General features: G+C 63.3%; 17 protein-coding genes. 10 read left to right on the forward strand and 7 right to left on the reverse strand.

Annotated features, from left to right (window positions below; translation table 11 throughout):
- Positions 1 to 63 precede the first annotated feature (63 nt).
- Together CHB99_RS00490 and yaaA are read right to left on the reverse strand one after the other, a co-directional pair.
- Entirely contained in the window at positions 64 to 1,380 is a 1,317-nt protein-coding gene (locus tag CHB99_RS00490) for a nucleotide sugar dehydrogenase (protein ID WP_042122925.1), read from the reverse strand.
- An 854-nt stretch (positions 1,381 to 2,234) separates the two neighbouring features.
- On the reverse strand, positions 2,235 to 3,014 hold the full coding sequence (gene yaaA / locus CHB99_RS00495; protein WP_042122926.1) for a peroxide stress protein YaaA: 780 nt from the start codon (positions 3,012 to 3,014) through the stop codon (positions 2,235 to 2,237).
- Positions 3,015 to 3,135: 121 nt separating this feature from the next.
- Between yaaA and CHB99_RS00500 the strand changes: the two genes are divergently transcribed.
- From CHB99_RS00500 to CHB99_RS00525, 6 genes are all read left to right on the forward strand, one after another.
- Positions 3,136 to 4,263, forward strand: coding sequence for a polysaccharide deacetylase family protein (locus CHB99_RS00500; protein WP_042122944.1), 1,128 nt, complete (start codon positions 3,136 to 3,138; stop codon positions 4,261 to 4,263).
- Positions 4,264 to 4,579: 316 nt separating this feature from the next.
- Positions 4,580 to 5,974 (forward strand): PhoH family protein, encoded by a 1,395-nt coding sequence (locus tag CHB99_RS00505; RefSeq protein ID WP_042122927.1) that lies wholly within the window; start codon positions 4,580 to 4,582, stop codon positions 5,972 to 5,974.
- A 99-nt stretch (positions 5,975 to 6,073) separates the two neighbouring features.
- Complete coding sequence (gene moaC, locus CHB99_RS00510) at positions 6,074 to 6,547, forward strand: cyclic pyranopterin monophosphate synthase MoaC (protein WP_042122928.1); 474 nt, start codon at positions 6,074 to 6,076, stop codon at positions 6,545 to 6,547.
- Entirely contained in the window at positions 6,544 to 6,789 is a 246-nt protein-coding gene (locus CHB99_RS00515) for a MoaD/ThiS family protein (RefSeq protein WP_042122929.1), read from the forward strand. Before moaC ends, CHB99_RS00515 begins: the two co-directional genes overlap by 4 nt.
- 1 nt (position 6,790) lies before the next feature.
- Complete coding sequence (gene moaE / locus CHB99_RS00520; RefSeq protein ID WP_042122930.1) at positions 6,791 to 7,237, forward strand: molybdopterin synthase catalytic subunit MoaE; 447 nt, start codon at positions 6,791 to 6,793, stop codon at positions 7,235 to 7,237.
- Positions 7,238 to 7,426: 189 nt separating this feature from the next.
- Positions 7,427 to 8,206 carry an ABC transporter substrate-binding protein gene (locus CHB99_RS00525; RefSeq protein WP_042122931.1) on the forward strand — a complete coding sequence of 260 codons (780 nt, stop codon included), beginning with the start codon at positions 7,427 to 7,429 and terminating at the stop codon, positions 8,204 to 8,206.
- Between the two features lie 162 nt (positions 8,207 to 8,368).
- Here the strand turns inward: CHB99_RS00525 and CHB99_RS00530 are convergent, their stop codons facing one another.
- The 5 genes from CHB99_RS00530 to CHB99_RS00550 all read right to left on the reverse strand — a co-directional run bounded on the left by CHB99_RS00530 (position 8,369) and on the right by CHB99_RS00550 (position 13,534).
- The gene (locus CHB99_RS00530; RefSeq protein ID WP_042122932.1) at positions 8,369 to 8,989 is read right to left on the reverse strand and encodes a helix-turn-helix transcriptional regulator; all 621 of its coding nucleotides are present in this window, start codon (positions 8,987 to 8,989) and stop codon (positions 8,369 to 8,371) included.
- Positions 8,990 to 9,065: 76 nt separating this feature from the next.
- Positions 9,066 to 10,196 carry an NAD(P)/FAD-dependent oxidoreductase gene (locus CHB99_RS00535; protein ID WP_042122933.1) on the reverse strand — a complete coding sequence of 377 codons (1,131 nt, stop codon included), beginning with the start codon at positions 10,194 to 10,196 and terminating at the stop codon, positions 9,066 to 9,068.
- A 15-nt stretch (positions 10,197 to 10,211) separates the two neighbouring features.
- On the reverse strand, positions 10,212 to 11,162 hold the full coding sequence (locus CHB99_RS00540) for an ornithine cyclodeaminase family protein (protein ID WP_042122934.1): 951 nt from the start codon (positions 11,160 to 11,162) through the stop codon (positions 10,212 to 10,214).
- Positions 11,163 to 11,308: 146 nt separating this feature from the next.
- Complete coding sequence (gene rhlB, locus CHB99_RS00545) at positions 11,309 to 12,775, reverse strand: ATP-dependent RNA helicase RhlB (RefSeq protein ID WP_042122935.1); 1,467 nt, start codon at positions 12,773 to 12,775, stop codon at positions 11,309 to 11,311.
- A 102-nt stretch (positions 12,776 to 12,877) separates the two neighbouring features.
- Positions 12,878 to 13,534, reverse strand: a complete 657-nt coding sequence (locus CHB99_RS00550) for an alpha/beta hydrolase (protein WP_042122936.1) — start codon at positions 13,532 to 13,534, stop codon at positions 12,878 to 12,880.
- 335 nt (positions 13,535 to 13,869) lie between these two features.
- On the opposite strand from CHB99_RS00550, the gene CHB99_RS00555 reads away from it, so the two are divergent.
- From CHB99_RS00555 to CHB99_RS00570, 4 genes are all read left to right on the forward strand, one after another.
- Positions 13,870 to 14,898 (forward strand): amino acid ABC transporter substrate-binding protein, encoded by a 1,029-nt coding sequence (locus tag CHB99_RS00555; RefSeq protein WP_042122937.1) that lies wholly within the window; start codon positions 13,870 to 13,872, stop codon positions 14,896 to 14,898.
- A 67-nt stretch (positions 14,899 to 14,965) separates the two neighbouring features.
- The gene (locus tag CHB99_RS00560) at positions 14,966 to 16,135 is read left to right on the forward strand and encodes an amino acid ABC transporter permease (protein WP_042122938.1); all 1,170 of its coding nucleotides are present in this window, start codon (positions 14,966 to 14,968) and stop codon (positions 16,133 to 16,135) included.
- A 10-nt stretch (positions 16,136 to 16,145) separates the two neighbouring features.
- Positions 16,146 to 17,243, forward strand: a complete 1,098-nt coding sequence (locus tag CHB99_RS00565; RefSeq protein ID WP_042122939.1) for an amino acid ABC transporter permease — start codon at positions 16,146 to 16,148, stop codon at positions 17,241 to 17,243.
- An 11-nt stretch (positions 17,244 to 17,254) separates the two neighbouring features.
- Positions 17,255 to 18,019 (forward strand): amino acid ABC transporter ATP-binding protein, encoded by a 765-nt coding sequence (locus CHB99_RS00570; RefSeq protein WP_042122940.1) that lies wholly within the window; start codon positions 17,255 to 17,257, stop codon positions 18,017 to 18,019.
- The last annotated feature ends 106 nt before the right edge of the window (positions 18,020 to 18,125 follow it).

Below are 18,125 nucleotides of genomic sequence, written 5' to 3' on the forward strand. Positions count from 1 at the left end.
ATCCGTATCGGTGACGGGACGTTCGGAGAAGCGCGCGGGGCCGGCTGGCCCCGCGCGGTCTGCTTACCAGCAGATACCTTCGGTACGGCTGGTCGCGCAGGTGGCCTTGCTCATGAAGCCCACCAGGTCGATGACCTGCTTGCCGGCCGGGGCCTGTTGGGCGAGGGCACGGAACTGCTCGTCGCGGTTGCCCAGGACGATGATCTCGGCGTCGTCGATGACCTTCTGGAAATCGGCGTTGAGCAGGGACGAGACGTGGGGGATCTTCGACTCGATGTAGTCCTTGTTGGCACCATGGACCCGGGCGTACTGCACGTTCTGGTCGTAGATGTTCAGCTCGTAGCCCTTGCCGATCAGGCGCTCGGCCAGTTCCACCAGCGGGCTTTCGCGCAGGTCGTCGGTGCCGGCCTTGAAGCTCAGGCCGAGCAGGGCGACCTTGCGCTTGTCGTGGCTTTCGATGATGTCGAAGGCGTTCTGCACCTGGGATTCGTTGCTGCGCATCAGCGAGTCGAGCAGCGGGGCTTTCACGTCGAGGCTGCCGGCGCGGTAGGTGAGGGCGCGGACGTCCTTGGGCAGGCACGAGCCGCCGAAGGCGAAGCCCGGGCGCATGTAGTACTGCGACAGGTTCAGGGCCTTGTCCTGGCAGACCACGTCCATCACTTCGCGGCCGTCGACGCCCACCGCCTTGGCGATGTTGCCGATCTCGTTGGCGAAGGTGACCTTGGTCGCGTGCCAGACGTTGCAGGTGTACTTGATCATCTCGGCGACTTCGATGTCCTTGCGGATGATCGGTGCGTCGAGTTCTTCGTAGAGGGCCTGGAGTACGTCGCCGCTGGCGCGGTCCAGTTCACCGATGACGGTCATCGGCGGCTGGTCGTAGTCCTTGATCGCGGTGCTTTCGCGGAGGAATTCGGGGTTCACCGCGACGCCGAAGTCGACCCCGGCCTTTTTCCCGGAGCAGTCTTCGAGGATCGGGATCACCACGTTCTTCACCGTGCCCGGCAGCACGGTGCTGCGTACCACGATGGTGTGGCGGCTGGCTTTCTCGCGCAGGACGAAGCCGATCTCGCGGCACACCGACTCGATGTATTCGAGGCCGAGGTCACCGTTCTTCTTGCTCGGGGTGCCGACGCAGATCATCGACAGGTCGCTGTCGCGGATGGCCTGGGAAAAGTCGGTGGTGCCACGCAGGCGGCCGTTGGCGATGCCCTGTTGCAGCAGGGTTTCCAGGCCAGGCTCGACGATCGGCGATTTGCCCTGATTGATCAGATCGATCTTGGTCGCGGACACATCCACGCCGATGACCTCATGGCCGCGGGCGGACAGGCAACCGGCACAGACCGCACCCACATAACCCAAACCAAAGATGCTGATACGCATCGCATTCACCTCATGTAGTTAGCTACGCCGATTCCCTTCAAAGAACCGGACCGGGTTGAATTACCAGCCGTTTTCCAGGCGCACGACGCCGCTCCGTTAGTTCGCGGTGTCGAACGCAGGCATAAGTAAGTTGTGAGCGCTAAAACAGGTGCACTCGAACAAGGCAGGCAAAAGCCTTAAAACGGGGCATGCCCCAAACGTTGGCCGTCTTTATTGCAGTACCCATCTTTCGATACTGCAGTGCTTGTTTTTTCAAGTGGATAAAATCCTTTGAAATCAACCACTAGGACGAATTTTTAGGGCGTCTTCTCCTGAGCCTGAGCGGCGCGCCGGAGGGGTTCCGGGCGGGGCTCACCGAAGGTCCGTACAACTTCCAATGGGGACGATTTGTTATGTAAGTCATTTCTCACATGGAGCGCGAAAATCGTTACGGGTGGTATGAGCGGACGAACAGGGGAGAAGTTCCGGGGGTGGCAAAGTGCTGGTGAAAGATTTTTTAATATTTTTTCCGATGGCGATACTTTCAATCTGATAGCACGCGGGAGTTTCACCCCTATATATAAAGGGCGAACTTGAGGTGGGATGGTTTTATGCCAGTACGTGAAAAGATTTCAGGATTTTTCGTCAAAAAACTACGAACGGTCTTATGGCGTTTTGCGATAACGGCGTGGTGGTGGTTTTATGGCGCTGGTTTTTTGGCTAAATCTGGGTTTATGACTGGCCTGTAGGAGCGTGGCTTGCCCGCGAAAGGACCGCAAAGCGGTCCCCGATAGCACTGAGATCCGGGACCGCCATGCGGTCCTTTCGCGGGCAAGCCACGCTCCTACAGGTCCAAGCCAGCTCAGTTGCGGTGATCAATCGACCGGGTGATCCCGCAGGAACACCAGGTTGTCCACCTTCGACAGCTCGGCACTGTAGTAGTAGCCCTGCACGTCGAACTGCTTGAGCTTCTCCGGGTCCGCGATCCGCTCCTGGATCACGAAGCGGCTCATCAGGCCGCGGGCCTTCTTCGCATAGAAGCTGATGATCTTGTACTGGCCGTTCTTCTGGTCGCGGAACTCGGTGTTGATCACCCGTGCCTTCAGGGCGCTGCGTTTCACCGCGCTGAAGTATTCGTTGCTGGCCAGGTTCAGCAGCAGGTCGTCGCCCTGGTCGGCCAGGGCCTGGTTCAGCCATTCGCTGATCCGCGTGCCCCAGAACGCATACAGGTCCTTGCCGCGGGCGTTGGCCAGCTTGGTGCCCATTTCCAGGCGATAGGGCTGCATCAGGTCCAGCGGACGCAACAGGCCATACAGGCCGGAGAGCATGCGCAGATGCGCCTGGGCATGGCTGAAGTCGTCTTCGCTCAGGCTCTCGGCATCCAGCCCGGTGTACACATCGCCCTTGAAGGCCAGCAGCGCCTGCTTGGCGTTGGCCGGGGTGAACTGCGGGGTCCAGCTGCCGAAGCGCGCGGCGTTGAGGCCGGCGAGCTTGTCGGAGAGGTGCATCAGTTCGCTGATCTGCGCCGGCGACAGTTCGCGCAGTTGCAGGATCAGTTCCTGGGAGTCGTCCAGGTATTGCGGCAGGGTGTGCCGTGCGGTCACCGGCGGGGTGTCGTAATCGAGGGTCTTGGCGGGGGAAATCACCGTCAGCATGGGGTCGGCTCCTTGAATCGTCGGGCGATTCTACGGGGCAGGGCGGATGTTCTCCAGCTATCGCGGCGATAGGCGGACGCGCTGCTATAGTGCCCGGCGGATCAACCGATGAGTGTTCACCGTGCGCCTAGTCCTCGTTGCCCTGACCGCCTTGCTCGCCTTCGGCGTCCAGGCCGCCCCGCAGCCGATCGCCATTTTCGACCGCGGCCACTGGCCGGAAACCCTCGAGACCCCGGTGCTGTTCGATGTCGCCTCGCGGGCCGAGATTCTTTCGTTCGCCCGCGTGCTGAGCGAAACCGAGTCCCTCGACGACGCGACCCTGACCGCGCGCCTGCAACTGCGCCAGGCCAACCTGCCGATGGTCCGCGAACTGCGCGAGCGCCTCTGGGGCATGCTCTGGCGCAACTACGCCATGGCCCAGCAGAGCTGCGAGCAGGATGCTTCGTTCTGCTACGCCGTCGACAACCTCGGCGACCTGCGCCGCACCGCCGCCACCTTCACCGTCGAGGCCGGTTCCTTCTATGCCGGCTGGGCCGAGCCGAGCCGGCAGTTCCATTTCGCCTACCTCAATGAACTGCTGCGCAAGGCCGCGCTGTTTCCGCAGACCGCCAGCGAAGTGGCGTTCTTCTCGCTGCAGGAGGTCAGCGGCGACCGTCTCAACGACCGTGTGTTCCTGCTCAGCTTCGACGGTGGCCCGAGCGTGGTTCCCGGCACCACCGAAGCCCTGACCACGTTCCTGCGCAAGCAGAGGCTGAAGGGCCTGTTCTTCGTCCTCGGGCAGAACCTGCAGAGCCGTCGCGACAAGCAATCGATGCAGGCCCTGCGGGATGTCTATCGCGGCCAGTGCGTCGGTACCCAGGGCTGGCAGTACCGCTCCCATGCGCAGTGGCAGGACTGGGAGGATTCGGTGATACGCGGTGCGGCGCGGGCGCAGAGCGATCTGCCGGAGCAGTACGTACCGCTGTTCCGCCCGCCTTACGGCCAGCGCCGTGCCGACAGCCCGGCCTTTTTCGCCAGCCAGAACCTGCGGGTCACCCTGTGGGACATCGACGCCCAGGACCTCAGCCCGCTCACCGCCGAACAGTCGGCGCAACGCACCCTGACCCTGATGCTGCTGTGGCGCCGCGGCCTGATCCAGTTGCATGACGGCCAGCCGAAGGCGCAGCAGGTGGTGACCTGGTTGCTGAGCAATACGGCGCAGAGTGGGATTGGTTGGGAAGGTTGCAGGGACTTTGCCGAGCGGCAATGAAGAAGGCTTTGGCGTGCTGGAGGAAACGTTTCAACGAGGTCCAATCATGACTGTAGTCGTGCTTTTCCCACGCGCCAAGGGCTATTCGTCAAACCGAAAAATAAACTTCACTTACATGCAAAAACGCTTTTTCCGGTAATGGTTTTTGCGGTATGTAGGAGTCAGACAGCCGAATCCTGCAGCCAGGTGGCGTCTTCCGGACACTCACAGTGCAGGTGCGCTTCCCGCCCGTAACGACGCGGATACGGGGAGAACGGCGGTCACTCTGCGATGCGGCAGTAGCGCATCGTGTAGCTCCCACACAAGGTGACCGAGTATGGATGACCAAGGACGCACTTCTTCCTCCAACCAGCCAATCCTCTATGTGTTGGATACCAACGTCCTGATTCACGACCCCAACGCCCTGCTCAATTTCGAAGAACACCACGTCGCCATTCCGATGACGGTGCTGGAGGAACTCGACAAGCTCAAGACCGGTAAACACACCGTCGCCGCCGAATGTCGCCAGGCCATCCGCCTGATCGACCAGACCCTGGGCGATGCGACGCCGTCCGATGTCGAGCTGGGTGTGCCGATCCAGCGCGGCAAGAGCGGTCCGAAGGGTTCCCTGTCGATCCTGATGACCGCGCGTACCGAGCCCAATCGCCTGCTGCCGGAGCACCTCAACGACAACATCATCATCAACCAGGTCCTGGACTTGCGCGCCAAGCACAAGGACCGCGACGTGGTGCTGGTGACCAAAGACATCAACATGCGCCTCAAGGCCCGCGCTTGTGGGATCGCGGCAGAGGACTACAGCACCGACCAACTGGTTGACGACGTCAGCCTGCTGTCCAAGGGCTATCACTCGGTCACCGGTTCGTTCTGGGATCGGGTCGCCAAGGTCGAGACCCGTCAGGAGCGCGGTCGCACCTGGCACCGGGTACAACTGATCGACAACCTGCCGGCGGTGCATGTCAACGAGTTCATCATCGATGAGCAGGGGTTCGTCGGCTGGATCAAGGCCATCAAGGACAGCGAACTGCTGCTCCTCGACCTGCATCAGGAACCGCTGCTGCACCAGGAAGCCTGGGGCCTGAAACCGCGGGACATTCATCAGGGCCTGGCGCTGTTCGCCTTGCTCGACCCGGACATCCACCTGGTCAACCTGACCGGTGCCGCCGGTTCCGGCAAGACCATCCTGGCCCTGGCCGCGGCCATCGAGCAGACCATGGTCAGCAAGCGTTACCGGCGCATCATCGCCACTCGCAGCGTGCAGGGCCTGGACCAGGAGATCGGCTTCCTGCCCGGCACCGAGGCGGAAAAAATGGAGCCCTGGCTCGGCGCCATCACCGATAACCTCGAAGCCCTGCACATGGACGACGAGAGCACTCACGGCAGTGTCGAATACATTCTCGAAAGGGTGCCGCTGCAGTTCAAATCGCTGAACTACATCCGCGGACGCAGCTTCCAGCAGAGCCTGATCCTGATCGACGAATGCCAGAACCTCACCCCGCACCAGATGAAAACCATCATCACCCGTGCCGGCGCCGGTTCGAAGGTGATCTGCCTGGGCAACCTGGCGCAGATCGACACCCCCTACCTGTCGGCCACCAGCTCCGGCCTGACCTACCTCACCGAGCGCTTCAAGGACTTCCCCAACGGGGTGCACATCACCCTGCAAGGGGTACCACGGTCGATTCTCGCCGAATACGCGGAGTCCCATCTGTAGACCAGCCCGCCGGGCGGCCTCGTGCCGTCCGGCTTTTTTTCGCTGCGAGATCCTGACCCGCGGGTTTACAATCAGCGCCCCCGATCAGGAGTTTCCGCTGTGCTGACTCATCTCGATTCCCAAGGTCGCGCCGCCATGGTCGACGTGACCGACAAGGCCGTGACCCACCGCGAAGCCGTGGCCGAAGCGCGGGTGCGCATGCTGCCGCAGACCCTGCGCATGATCGTCGACGGCGCCCATCCCAAGGGTGACGTGTTCGCCGTGGCGCGCATCGCCGGTATCCAGGCGGCGAAGAAGACCAGTGATCTGATACCGCTGTGCCATCCGCTGATGCTGACCAGCGTCAAGGTCGAGCTGAGCGCCGAGGGCGACGACTGCGTGCATATCGTCGCGCGCTGCAAGCTGGCCGGACAGACCGGGGTGGAGATGGAGGCGCTGACCGCCGCCAGCGTCGCGGCGCTGACCATTTACGACATGTGCAAGGCGGTGGACCGCGGCATGACCATCGAGAACGTGCGTCTGCTGGAGAAGCTCGGCGGCAAGAGCGGTCATTACCAGGCGGAGGCGCAATGAAGATCAAGGTGGTCTATTTCGCCCGCTACCGCGAGCTGCTGGGTCGCGATGGCGAAACCCTCGACGGTGCTTTCGGCCGGATCGAGGATGTGCGCCAGGCCCTGCTCGGCAAGGGCGAGGCCTATGCCGTGCTGGCCGAGCAGAACCTGATGTGCGCGCGCAACCAGGACCTGTGCAAGCCCGACGAAGCCCTGGTGGACGGCGACGAAGTGGCTTTCTTCCCGCCGGTCACCGGAGGTTGAGATGAGCGTTCGGGTCCAGACCGCGCCCTTCGATCCGGGGGCGGAAACCAGTGCGATGCATGCGGCCAATGTCGGCGTCGGCGCCGTGGTGGCGTTCGTCGGGTATGTACGTGATTTCAACGATGGCCTCGAAGTGGCGGGGATGTTCCTCGAACACTATCCGGGGATGACCGAGAAGGCCCTGGGCAAGATCGTCGTCGAGGCCGAGCAGCGCTGGCCGCTGCTCAAGGTCGAGGTACTGCACCGCATCGGCGTCCTTGAACCGGGCGAGCCGATCGTCTTCGTCGGCGTCGCCAGCGCCCACCGCCAGGCGGCATTCGACGCCTGCAACTTCATCATGGATTACCTCAAGACCCGCGCTCCGTTCTGGAAGAAGGAACAGACCAGCAAAGGCGAGCGTTGGGTGGAAGGGAAGCAGAGCGATTCGGACGCCGCCGATCGCTGGTAGATCCACTTTTCCCGTTGGTCTTCAAGGGACTCATCGCGGGCTTGCCTGCGATGAGTCCGCTCATCTCCGTCTGTTGTAATTTCGTACAATAGAGTCCAGTATGGACTCACAAGTACAAATACAGGCAGCACCTCCCCCTTTCCTCTGCTTTGTCACCACCCCAACAACAACGAGCGAGAGAGACCCAACATGAAGACCTCCCACCTGATCGCCGGTCTGGCCCTTGGCCTGTTCGCCAGCAGCCCGCTGTTCGCGGCCGACAAGCCCCTGCGCATCGGCATCGAGGCCGCCTATCCACCGTTCGCCTACAAGACGCCGGAAGGCAACATCGCTGGCTTCGACTACGACATCGGCAATGCCCTGTGCGCCCAGATGCAGGTCAAATGCGAGTGGACCGAGCAGGAATACGACGGCCTGATTCCTTCGCTGAAGGTGAAGAAGATCGATGCCGCGCTGTCCTCGATCACCATCACCGAGGAACGCAAGAAGTCCGTGGACTTCACCCACAAGTACTACTTCACCTCCGCGCGCCTGGCGATGAAGGAGGGCACCCAGGTCGACGACCAGTACGAGGCGCTCAAAGGCAAGCGTATCGGCGTGCAGCGCGCCACCACCACCGACCGTTACGTGCGCGCGGTGCTGGAGCCGAAGGGTGTGACCGTGGTGCCGTACACCACCAACGAAGAGATCTTCATGGACCTGGTCGCCGGACGCCTGGATGGTGTGTTCGCCGATACCATCCCGCTGCAGCTGGGCTTCCTCGACACGCCGAAGGGGCAGGGCTTCGCATTCGTCGGTCCGGAGCTGAAGGATCCGAAATTCGTCGGTGAAGGCGCCGGTATCGCCGTGCGCAAGGGCAACACCGAGCTGGTCGGCAAGCTGAACGCCGCCATCGACGCGATCCGCGCCAATGGCGAGTACCAGAAGATCCAGTCGAAATACTTCAAGAGCGATATCTACGGCGACTGATCTGCCGCTCTGATGGAGCGTGGTTTCTGTAGGAGCGTGGCTTGCCCGCGAAGGACCGCGTAGCGGTCCCTGATAGAGGTGAGGCCTGGGACCGCTATGCGGTCCTTCGCGGGCAAGCCACGCTCCTACGCAGACGGCGCGGCAGCGCCGTTGCAAAAGCCATCAGGCCTTCAGTTCCTTCAGGTGCTTGTACACCGTCGCCCGCCCCATGTTCAGCACATTGGCCACATAGTTGGCCGCACTCTTGCCACGGAATGCGCCCTCGGCGTGCAGGGCCAGGACCAGCTCGCGCTTGTGGTCGCGGTTGAGCAGGTTGAGGCTGAGCTGGCGCTGGCGCAGCCAGCTGTTGAGAAAGGTGTTGATGCGCTCCTGCCAGTCGTCGCGAAACAGCGCGTCCGGCTGCGGAATCAGTTTGCTCGGCGAGAGGAACAGGTCCAGCGCCGCCTTGGCGTTCTCGAACAGGGAAATGTTCAGGTTGATGCACAGCACCGCCAGCGGCTGGCCGTGCGGGTCGCGCAGCACTGTGCTCAGCGAGCGGATCTTCTGCCCGTCCCAGTTGAGCTTTTCGTACGGGCCGATATTGGTCTCGTCGCTACCCTCCTCGAACATGTCCTCCAGCGCCGCGTCGTCGCCGATCTCGCGCTTGGACAGGTTGTTGGCGATGTAGTCGATCTTCTGCGTGCGCAGGTCGTGCAGTACCACTTCGGCGTGGGGGAAGAACAGCGTGGCGATGGCGTCGGCGATCGCCCGGTAGTTCTGCAGGAGAGGATCGGTGGTGGACATTCGGGCGGGCTCCGCGAAGGGGGTCAGCGCCCTTGGAGCAAGGGCGCTGGGAGTGTGCCGCAAACGCGCGGGGGCGTCATCCATTCAGGCGCGCGGGCGACAGTTGCGCGGCGCTCAGGCCGAAGGCGGCGAGGCTTTCCGGCAACGGCTCGCCGCGCACCAGTGCGGCACTGGCCTGGCCCATCGCCGGCGAGGTCTGGATGCCGTAGCCGCCTTGCGCCGCGACCCAGAACAGACCGTCGACACGCGGATCGAAACCGGCCACCAGATCGCCGTCGGCGACGAAGCTGCGCAGCCCGGCCCAGGTCCGGAACGGCCGGCGGATGCTCAGGGTGGTGGCTTCCTCGATCAGGTAGATGCCGGTGGCGATATCCAGTTCTTCCGGTTGCACGTCGTGGGGTTCGACCGGATCGGCATTGCACGGCGAGCCCAGGAGCATGCCGGCATCCGGCTTCATGTAGAACGATTCGTCGAGGCTGACCAGCATCGGCCAGCCGTGGCTGTCGATGTCCGCCGGCGCTTCGAAGATGAAGGCCGCGCGGCGCTTGGGCTGCAGGCCCAGCGCCGTGGCGCCGGCCAACTGGCCGATCTGGTCGGCCCAGGCGCCGGCGGCGTTGATCAGCACCGGCGCGCGGAACTGGCCGCGAGTGGTCTGCACCAGCCACTGACCGTCGGCATCCCGCTGCAGGGCGAGCACTTCGCAGTCGCCGTGGATTTCGCCCTGCTGGCGGCGAATACCGCGCAGGTAACCCTGGTGCAGGGCATCGGTATCGATGTCGCTGGCGCTGGGGTCGTACAGCGCGCCGTGGACTTTCTCCCGGCGCAGCACCGGCAGGCGCGCGCAGGCTTCGTCGGCGCTGAGCAGCTGCATTTCCGGTACGCAGGCGCGGGCGCTGTCGAACTGGCGCTGGAGTTCTTCGGCGTTGCCGTCGAAGTCCACGGTCATTTCGCCGCGGGGCATCAGCAGCGGATGCTCGGCGAAGCCGGCCGGCGGCTGGTCGAAAAAGGCGCGGCTGGCCAGGGTCAGGGCGCGTACCTGTGGCGTGCCGTAGGCGGCGGTGTACAGCGCCGCGGAGCGGCCGGTGGAGTGGTAGCCCGGCAGGGTTTCCCGTTCCAGCAGCAACACCTTGCCGTGGTTGGCCAGCCAGTAGCCGGTGGAGGCACCGGCGATGCCGGCACCGATGATGAGGTAGTCAGCCTGTTGCATGGCGCTCTCCACGGCTCAGTGGCCGCGCTGCAGGTGATACAGGGCGTTGGCCAGGGCGATGTCTTCCAGACCCAGGCCGATGGAGCGGAAGAACGCGTGGCGCTGGTAGTCCGGGCGTGCGGCCTGGCCGCTGACCAGTTCCGGCAGGTCGCCACGGATGGCTTCCGGGCTCCAGCCGTGCTGTTCGGCGGCGAGGCGCATTTCGCCGGCGCTGCCGGGGGTGGTCTCGCGGTAGTCGCAGTAGACATCCATGGCCGCCAGGCTGGCCGGCGGTACTTCGTGGGCGCGCACGGCGTTGGTGCTGATGGAGGTGATCAGCGCCGGTTTGCTCAGGCTGGCCGGATCGATGACCGGACGGGCCGAGGAGGTGCAGAGCAGGATGACATCGGCGTCGATCAGCGCTGCGTCGGCATCGTCGTGCAGGCTCAGGCGTGGATCGCTGGAGGCCAGGGCATCGCGTTCGCTGGCGCCGAGGTCTTTCAGGCTCGGCGCGTAGAGACGAATGTCCTGCCATGGGCGCAGTTCGCGCGCGTAGCGCAGGTGCGCGCGGGCGACCGGACCGCCACCGATGATGGTCAGGCGCCGGGCGCTGTCGGGGGCGAGGGCGTCCACGGCCACGGCGGTGGCCGCGGCGGTGCGGGCGATGGTCAGTTCACCGGCATCGCAGAGCAGCAGCGGCTGGCCGCTGTCCATGGACATCAGCAGGGTCCAGGCGGTGACCAGCGGGCCCTGTTCGCGAACGATGTAGGGCGAGGTCTTGACCCCGTAGACGCGGTCTTCGGCGAGCACGCCGCCGTAGTTGATGAAGTCGCCCTGGCCGGCCGGGAATTCCACCAGTTGCTGCGCGGGCTGTACTGCCTGGCCGGCGGCGAGGTCGCGGAACAGGTCGCGCATCACCCGGGGAACATCCACCTGGGCGAGCAGTTGACGGGCTTGCTGCTGATCGAGAACGAGGGGGGCGGCCATCGGGGTGCTCCGGGGTTGGGTTTAAACTAATTTTTCCATTATGGACTTTTAGTTTAAGTTTTTGCTATCCCCGTCGTCTGAAAAATCTTGGCGCTGCAAGGCAGCCCCAAAAAGAAAAACGCAGCCCTGAGGCTGCGTTTCCTTGATTACCCGTGCTTCTTCGGCACCGGTTTGAGCAACTCCGTCGGCGGCATCTCGCAACTGATCTTGCGCCCCAGCAATGCCTCGATCGCCGGCAACTGATAGGAATCGTCCTCGCCGGCGAAGCTGATCGACACGCCGCTGGTCCCGGCGCGGCCCGTCCGGCCGATGCGGTGGACGTAGTCGTCGGGATCTTCCGGCAGGGTGAAGTTGATCACGTGGCTGATGCCGTCGATATGGATGCCGCGACCCGCCACGTCGGTCGCCACCAGCACGGTGATGCGGCCTTCACGGAAGTTTTCCAGGGTGCGGATGCGCTTGTGCTGCGGCACGTCGCCGGACAGTTGCGCGGCATTCACGCCGTCGCGCACCAGGCGCTCCTCGATGCGGCGCACCTCGTCCTTGCGGTTGGCGAAGACGATGACCCGCTCCCACTTGTTCTCGGTGACCAGGTTGTACAGCAGCTTGTACTTGTCGCTGCCGGCCACGGCGTAGACGTGTTGTTCCACGGTTTCGCTGGCGACGTTCTCCGGCTCGATCTCGACGATGGCCGGGGTGGTGGTCCACTGCTTGGCCAGGTTCATCACGTCTTCGGTGAAGGTGGCGGAGAACAGCAGGGTCTGACGCTCGGCCTTCGGTGGGGTCTGACGAATGATCTGACGCACCTGCGGGATGAAACCCATGTCCAGCATGCGGTCGGCTTCGTCCAGCACCAGCACCTCGACCATGTCCAGGTGCACTTCGCCGCGCTGGTTGAAGTCCAGCAGGCGGCCCGGCGTGGCGACGAGGATGTCGCAATGACGGGCTTCCAGGGCCTTGAGCTGCTTGTCGTAGTCCATCCCGCCGACGAAGGTCATCACGTTGAGGCCGGTGTACTTGGTCAGCGCCGCGGCATCCTTGGCGATCTGCACCACCAGCTCGCGGGTCGGCGCGATGATCAGCGCACGTGGCTCGCCCATGTAGCGCTCTTTCGGCGGTGGGGTCTGCTGCAGCTGGGTGATGATCGAGATCAGGAAGGCCGCGGTCTTGCCGGTACCGGTCTGGGCCCGGCCGATGGCGTCCTGGCCGCGCAGGGTGAAGCCGAGCACCTGGGCCTGGATCGGTGTGCAGTACGGGAAACCGAGATCGTGGATGGCATGCATCAGCTCGTTGGAGAGCTTGAAATCGTGGAAGCGGGTCTTGCCTTCCTGCGGTTCGACCGCGAAGTCTTCCAGCTTCCAGGTCGAGGCCTGGGGTTTCGGCTTGCGCTCGCGGCGCGGCTTGGCGGCGGGTGCCGGCTCGGCGGGCGCCGCTTCTGCAGGCGTCGGCTGAGCAGCAGCGGGCTGGGCCACTTCGCTGTTCCTGGCCGGGGCTCTGGGCGCTGGGGCGGGAGCGGGTGCTGGAGCGGGCGGCTGCATCACGGGGGCAGCGCTTTCGGCGGCGAGTTGCTCGACCTCGCCTTTGCCGAACATTTTCTTGAGTGCTTTGAGCACGGGCTTCTCGTCAATTGGTTAAGGAATGTACGCCGGGCAGTGTAATGCAAGATCCGGGCTCGGCGTAGGGGAATGCACCGACAACTACAGGGAATGCGACTTTCAGCGCAAGCGCTGCAGCAGCCAGGCGCCGATGTCGCTGATTTCTTCCGGCACTACCGCGTGTTCCATCGGGTATTCCTGCCAGCCGACACTCACGCCCCAGTGCTTGAGGTGTTCGTAGGCGGTGCGGCCCATGGCCGGTAGCACCACCGGGTCGTACTGGCCGTGCAGGCACAGCGCCGGAATGCGCTGCTGGCTGGCGGTGAGCTGGGTGTCGTCCTTGAAGGTCGGGGCGTAGGTGGACAGCGCAAGCACGCCACCGAGGGCACCTTGCCACTTTATATAGGCCGTGTGCAGCACCACCGCGCCGCCCTGGGAGAAGCCGGCGAGGATGATGCGGTTGGGGTCGATGCCCAGCGCGCGCTGTTCCTCGATCAGGGCGATGACCTGGGCGGCGGACTCTTCCAGTTGCCCTTCGTCGATGGCTCGCGCCGGGCTCATGGCCTTGATGTCGTACCAACTGGGCATTTCATAGCCGCCGTTGATCGTCACCGCCCGGGTCGGGGCCTGGGGCATAACGAAACGGGTGGTCAGCAAGTGTTCCTGCAGGGCCTCGGCCACTGGCATGAAGTCGTAGCGGTCGGCACCCAGGCCGTGCAACCAGATGACACAGGCGTCGGCGTTCTTTTGTGGTTCGAGAATCAAGGGTTTGCTCATGACTGCTCCGAAAAAGTGCACGCGATCTCAATGGGGTGCATGAAAAAAAGGCACGCGGGGATCACAGCTAAAAAAGATGTCGCATTGCTATAACTTTGCCCGTTGCAACTGACTGAATCGCTTTAGCGAAACGATCTGGTACGCGCTTTGCAAATCCGTCGGGTACGTGAGGGAAGTAGCAATGCGCGGTAACACCCCTCATGGGAAACCCAAGGCTGTCACAGAACAGCGAATTGCGCCAATTGACCCAATAACAAGCCGAAAAGGGTCGGATGCGCCTCATAAGGGTGCGGTGCAAACCGGCTCAACACAATAAGAGCGAACTGGAGGTTTTAATGAAGATGTTGAAGACCACCCTGGCAGTCATGACGGCTGCCGCGGCACTGGGCGTGAGCGCCATGGCCCAGGCGGGTGCGACCCTGGATGCAGTGCAGAAGAAGGGTTTCGTCCAGTGCGGCGTGAGTGACGGTCTGCCGGGCTTCTCGGTACCGGACGCCAAGGGCACCATCGTCGGTATCGACGCCGACGTCTGCCGCGCTGTCGCGGCCGCGGTATTCGGTGACGCGACCAAGGTCAAGTTCAGCCAGCTCAACGCCAAGGAGCGCTTCACCGCGCTGCAGTCCGGCGAAGTCGACGTGCTGTCGCGCAACACCACCTGGACCAGCTCGCGCGACGCCGGCATGGGCCTGGTATTCGCCGGTGTCACCTACTACGACGGCATCGGTTTCCTGGTGAACAAGAAGCTCGGCGTTTCCAGCGCCAAGGAGCTCGATGGTGCAACCATCTGCATCCAGGCCGGTACCACCACCGAGCTGAACGTGTCGGACTACTTCCGCGCCAACGGTCTGAAATACACCCCGATCACCTTCGACACTTCCGACGAGAGCGCCAAGTCGCTGGAGTCCGGTCGTTGCGACGTGCTGACCTCGGACAAGTCGCAGCTCTACGCACAACGCTCCAAGCTGGCCGCGCCGACCGACTACGTCGTGCTGCCGGAAACCATCTCCAAGGAGCCGCTGGGCCCGGTGGTGCGCAAGGGTGACGAGGAGTGGTTCTCCATCGTGCGCTGGACCCTGTTCGCCATGCTCAATGCCGAAGAAATGGGCATCACCTCGAAGAACGTCGAGGCCGAAGCCAAGGCCACCAAGAACCCTGACGTCGCGCGCATGCTCGGTGCCGACGGCGAATACGGCAAGGACCTGAAACTGCCGAAGGACTGGGTGGTACAGATCGTCAAGCAGGTGGGCAACTACGGCGAAGTGTTCGAGAAGAACCTCGGCAAGGGCACCCCGCTGCAGATCGACCGCGGTCTGAACGCCCTGTGGAACAACGGCGGTATCCAGTACGCGCCGCCGGTGCGCTGATTGGGCCGGCCCGCGGTGACGCTGTGGTCACCGCGGGCCGTATCGTTCCTTCTTTTCGGGGCCTTTCATGCACAATCCACCCAGGGGCTTGTCCCTTAGCGATCCACGCGTTCGCGCGTGGCTGTTCCAGATCCTCACGATCGTCTTCGTGGTCGGTCTGGGCTGGTACCTGTTCCACAACACCCAGACCAACCTGCAACACCGGGGTATCACCTCGGGCTTCGACTTCCTCGAACGCAGCGCCGGCTTCGGCATCGCCCAGCATCTGATTCCCTATGTCGAGTCCGATTCCTACGCCCGGGTCTTCGTCATCGGCCTGCTCAACACGCTGCTGGTGACCTTCATCGGGATCATCCTGGCGACCTTGCTCGGCTTCATCATCGGCGTGGCGCGGCTGTCGCCGAACTGGATGATCAACAAGCTGGCAACGGTCTACGTCGAGACCTTCCGCAACATCCCGCCGCTGCTGCAGATCCTGTTCTGGTACTTCGCCGTGTTCCTGACCCTGCCGGGACCGCGGGGCAGCATCAACCTCAACGACACCTTCTTCATCAGCAACCGCGGCCTGAACATGCCCGGCGCCTCGATCGCCGAAGGTTTCTGGCCGTTCGTGATTGCCGTGCTGCTGGCCATCGTCGCGGTGGTCGCCATGGTGCGCTGGGCCAACCGTCGCTTCGAGGCGAGCGGTGAGCCGTTCCACAAGTTCTGGGCCGCCGTCGGCCTGCTGCTGGTAATCCCGGGCCTGAGCGTGCTGCTGTTCGGCAACCCGCTGAGCTGGGAACTGCCGCAATTGAAAGGATTCAACTTCGCGGGCGGCTGGGTACTGATCCCCGAACTGCTGGCGCTCACCCTGGCCTTGACCATCTATACCGCGGCGTTCATCGCCGAGATCGTCCGTTCCGGGATTCGCTCGGTGAGCCACGGCCAGACCGAGGCGGCCCGCTCCCTCGGCCTGCGCGAAGGCCCGACGCTGCGCAAGGTGATCATTCCCCAGGCGCTGCGGGTGATCATTCCGCCGCTGACCAGCCAGTACCTGAACCTGGCGAAGAACTCCTCGCTGGCGGCCGGCATCGGCTATCCGGAAATGGTCTCGCTGTTCGCCGGCACCGTGCTCAACCAGACCGGGCAGGCCATCGAGGTGATCGCCATCACCATGAGCGTGTACCTGGCCATCAGCATCAGCATTTCCCTGCTGATGAACTGGTACAACAAGCGCATCGCGCTGATCGAGCGGTAAGGAGACGCGCATGACTACCCATGTTTTCAAACCCGACATGCCGCCACCGGTGAAGACCGTCGGCGTCGTGGCCTGGCTGCGGGCCAACCTGTTCTCCAACTGGCTGAATACCCTGCTGACGCTGTTCGCCATCTACCTGGTCTGGCTGATCGTGCCGCCGCTGCTGCAATGGTCGATCTTCGACGCCAACTGGGTCGGCACCACCCGCGCCGACTGCACCAAGGAAGGCGCCTGCTGGGTGTTCATCCAGCAGCGCTTCGGCCAGTTCATGTATGGCTATTACCCCACCGAGCTGCGCTGGCGCGTCGACCTGACGGTCTGGCTGGCGGTGATCGGCGCGGCGCCGCTGTTCATCTCGCGCTTCCCGCGCAAGGCGATCTACGGCCTGTGCTTCCTCGTCGCCTACCCGATCATCGCCTACACCCTGCTGCACGGCGGGCATCTGGGCCTGACCACGGTATCGACCAGCCAGTGGGGCGGCCTGATGCTGACCCTGGTGATCGCCACCGTGGGCATCGTCGGTGCCTTGCCGCTGGGTATCCTGCTGGCCCTGGGCCGGCGTTCGCGCATGCCGGCGGTGAAGGTGGTCTGTGTGACCTTCATCGAGTTCTGGCGCGGCGTGCCGCTGATCACGGTGCTGTTCATGTCGTCGGTGATGCTGCCGCTGTTCCTGCCCGAAGGCATGAGCTTCGACAAGCTGCTGCGGGCCATGATCGGGGTGATCCTGTTCCAGTCGGCGTATATCGCCGAGGTGGTGCGCGGTGGTCTGCAGGCCATTCCCAAGGGCCAGTACGAAGCCGCTGCGGCCATGGGCCTGGGCTACTGGCGCTCGATGGGCCTGGTGATCCTGCCGCAAGCCCTGAAGCTGGTGATTCCCGGCATCGTCAACACCTTCATTGCCCTGTTCAAGGACACCAGCCTGGTGATCATCATCGGCCTGTTCGACCTGCTCAACAGCGTCAAGCAGGCGGCTGCCGACCCCACCTGGCTGGGCATGGCGACCGAGGGCTATGTGTTCGCGGCCCTGGTGTTCTGGATTTTCTGTTTCGGTATGTCCCGCTACTCCATGCATCTGGAGCGCAAGCTGGACACAGGCCACAAGCGTTAGGAGTGTTTCGAATGAGTGAAGCGATCAAGCAGTCTGTCGGCCCTGAAGGCATTATCCAGATGCAGGGCGTGAACAAGTGGTACGGCCAGTTCCACGTGCTCAAGGACATCAACCTCAATGTGCGCCAGGGCGAGCGTATCGTTCTGTGCGGGCCGTCCGGTTCGGGCAAGTCCACCACCATCCGCTGCCTCAACCGTCTGGAAGAGCACCAGCAGGGCCGCATTGTTGTAGATGGCGTGGAACTGACCAACGATCTCAAGCAGATCGAGGCGATCCGCCGTGAAGTCGGCATGGTGTTCCAGCATTTCAACCTGTTCCCGCACCTGACCATCCTGCAGAACTGCACCCTGGCGCCGATGTGGGTACGCAAGATGCCCAAGCGCAAGGCCGAGGAAATCGCCATGCACTACCTGGAGCGCGTGCGCATTCCGGAGCAGGCGCACAAGTTCCCGGGGCAGTTGTCCGGCGGTCAGCAGCAGCGCGTGGCAATCGCCCGGGCGCTGTGCATGAAGCCGAAGATCATGCTGTTCGACGAGCCGACCTCGGCACTCGACCCGGAAATGGTCAAGGAAGTACTGGACACCATGGTCAGCCTGGCCGAAGACGGCATGACCATGCTCTGCGTGACCCACGAAATGGGCTTCGCCCGGACCGTGGCGAACCGGGTGATCTTCATGGACAAGGGGGAAATCGTCGAACAGGCCGCGCCGGATGACTTCTTCGACCGGCCGCAGAACGAGCGGACCAAGTTGTTCCTGAGTCAGATCCTGCATTGATGCTGTAAGGACAGGCCTCATCGCGGGCAACGCCCGCTCCCACAAGGTTCAGCGGCGCATGCGATCCTTGTGGGAGCGGGCGTTGCCCGCGATGAGGCCATCAGCA

Origin of the sequence: Pseudomonas japonica, assembly GCF_900188455.1 — a bacterium.
GTDB lineage: Bacteria > Pseudomonadota > Gammaproteobacteria > Pseudomonadales > Pseudomonadaceae > Aquipseudomonas > Aquipseudomonas japonica.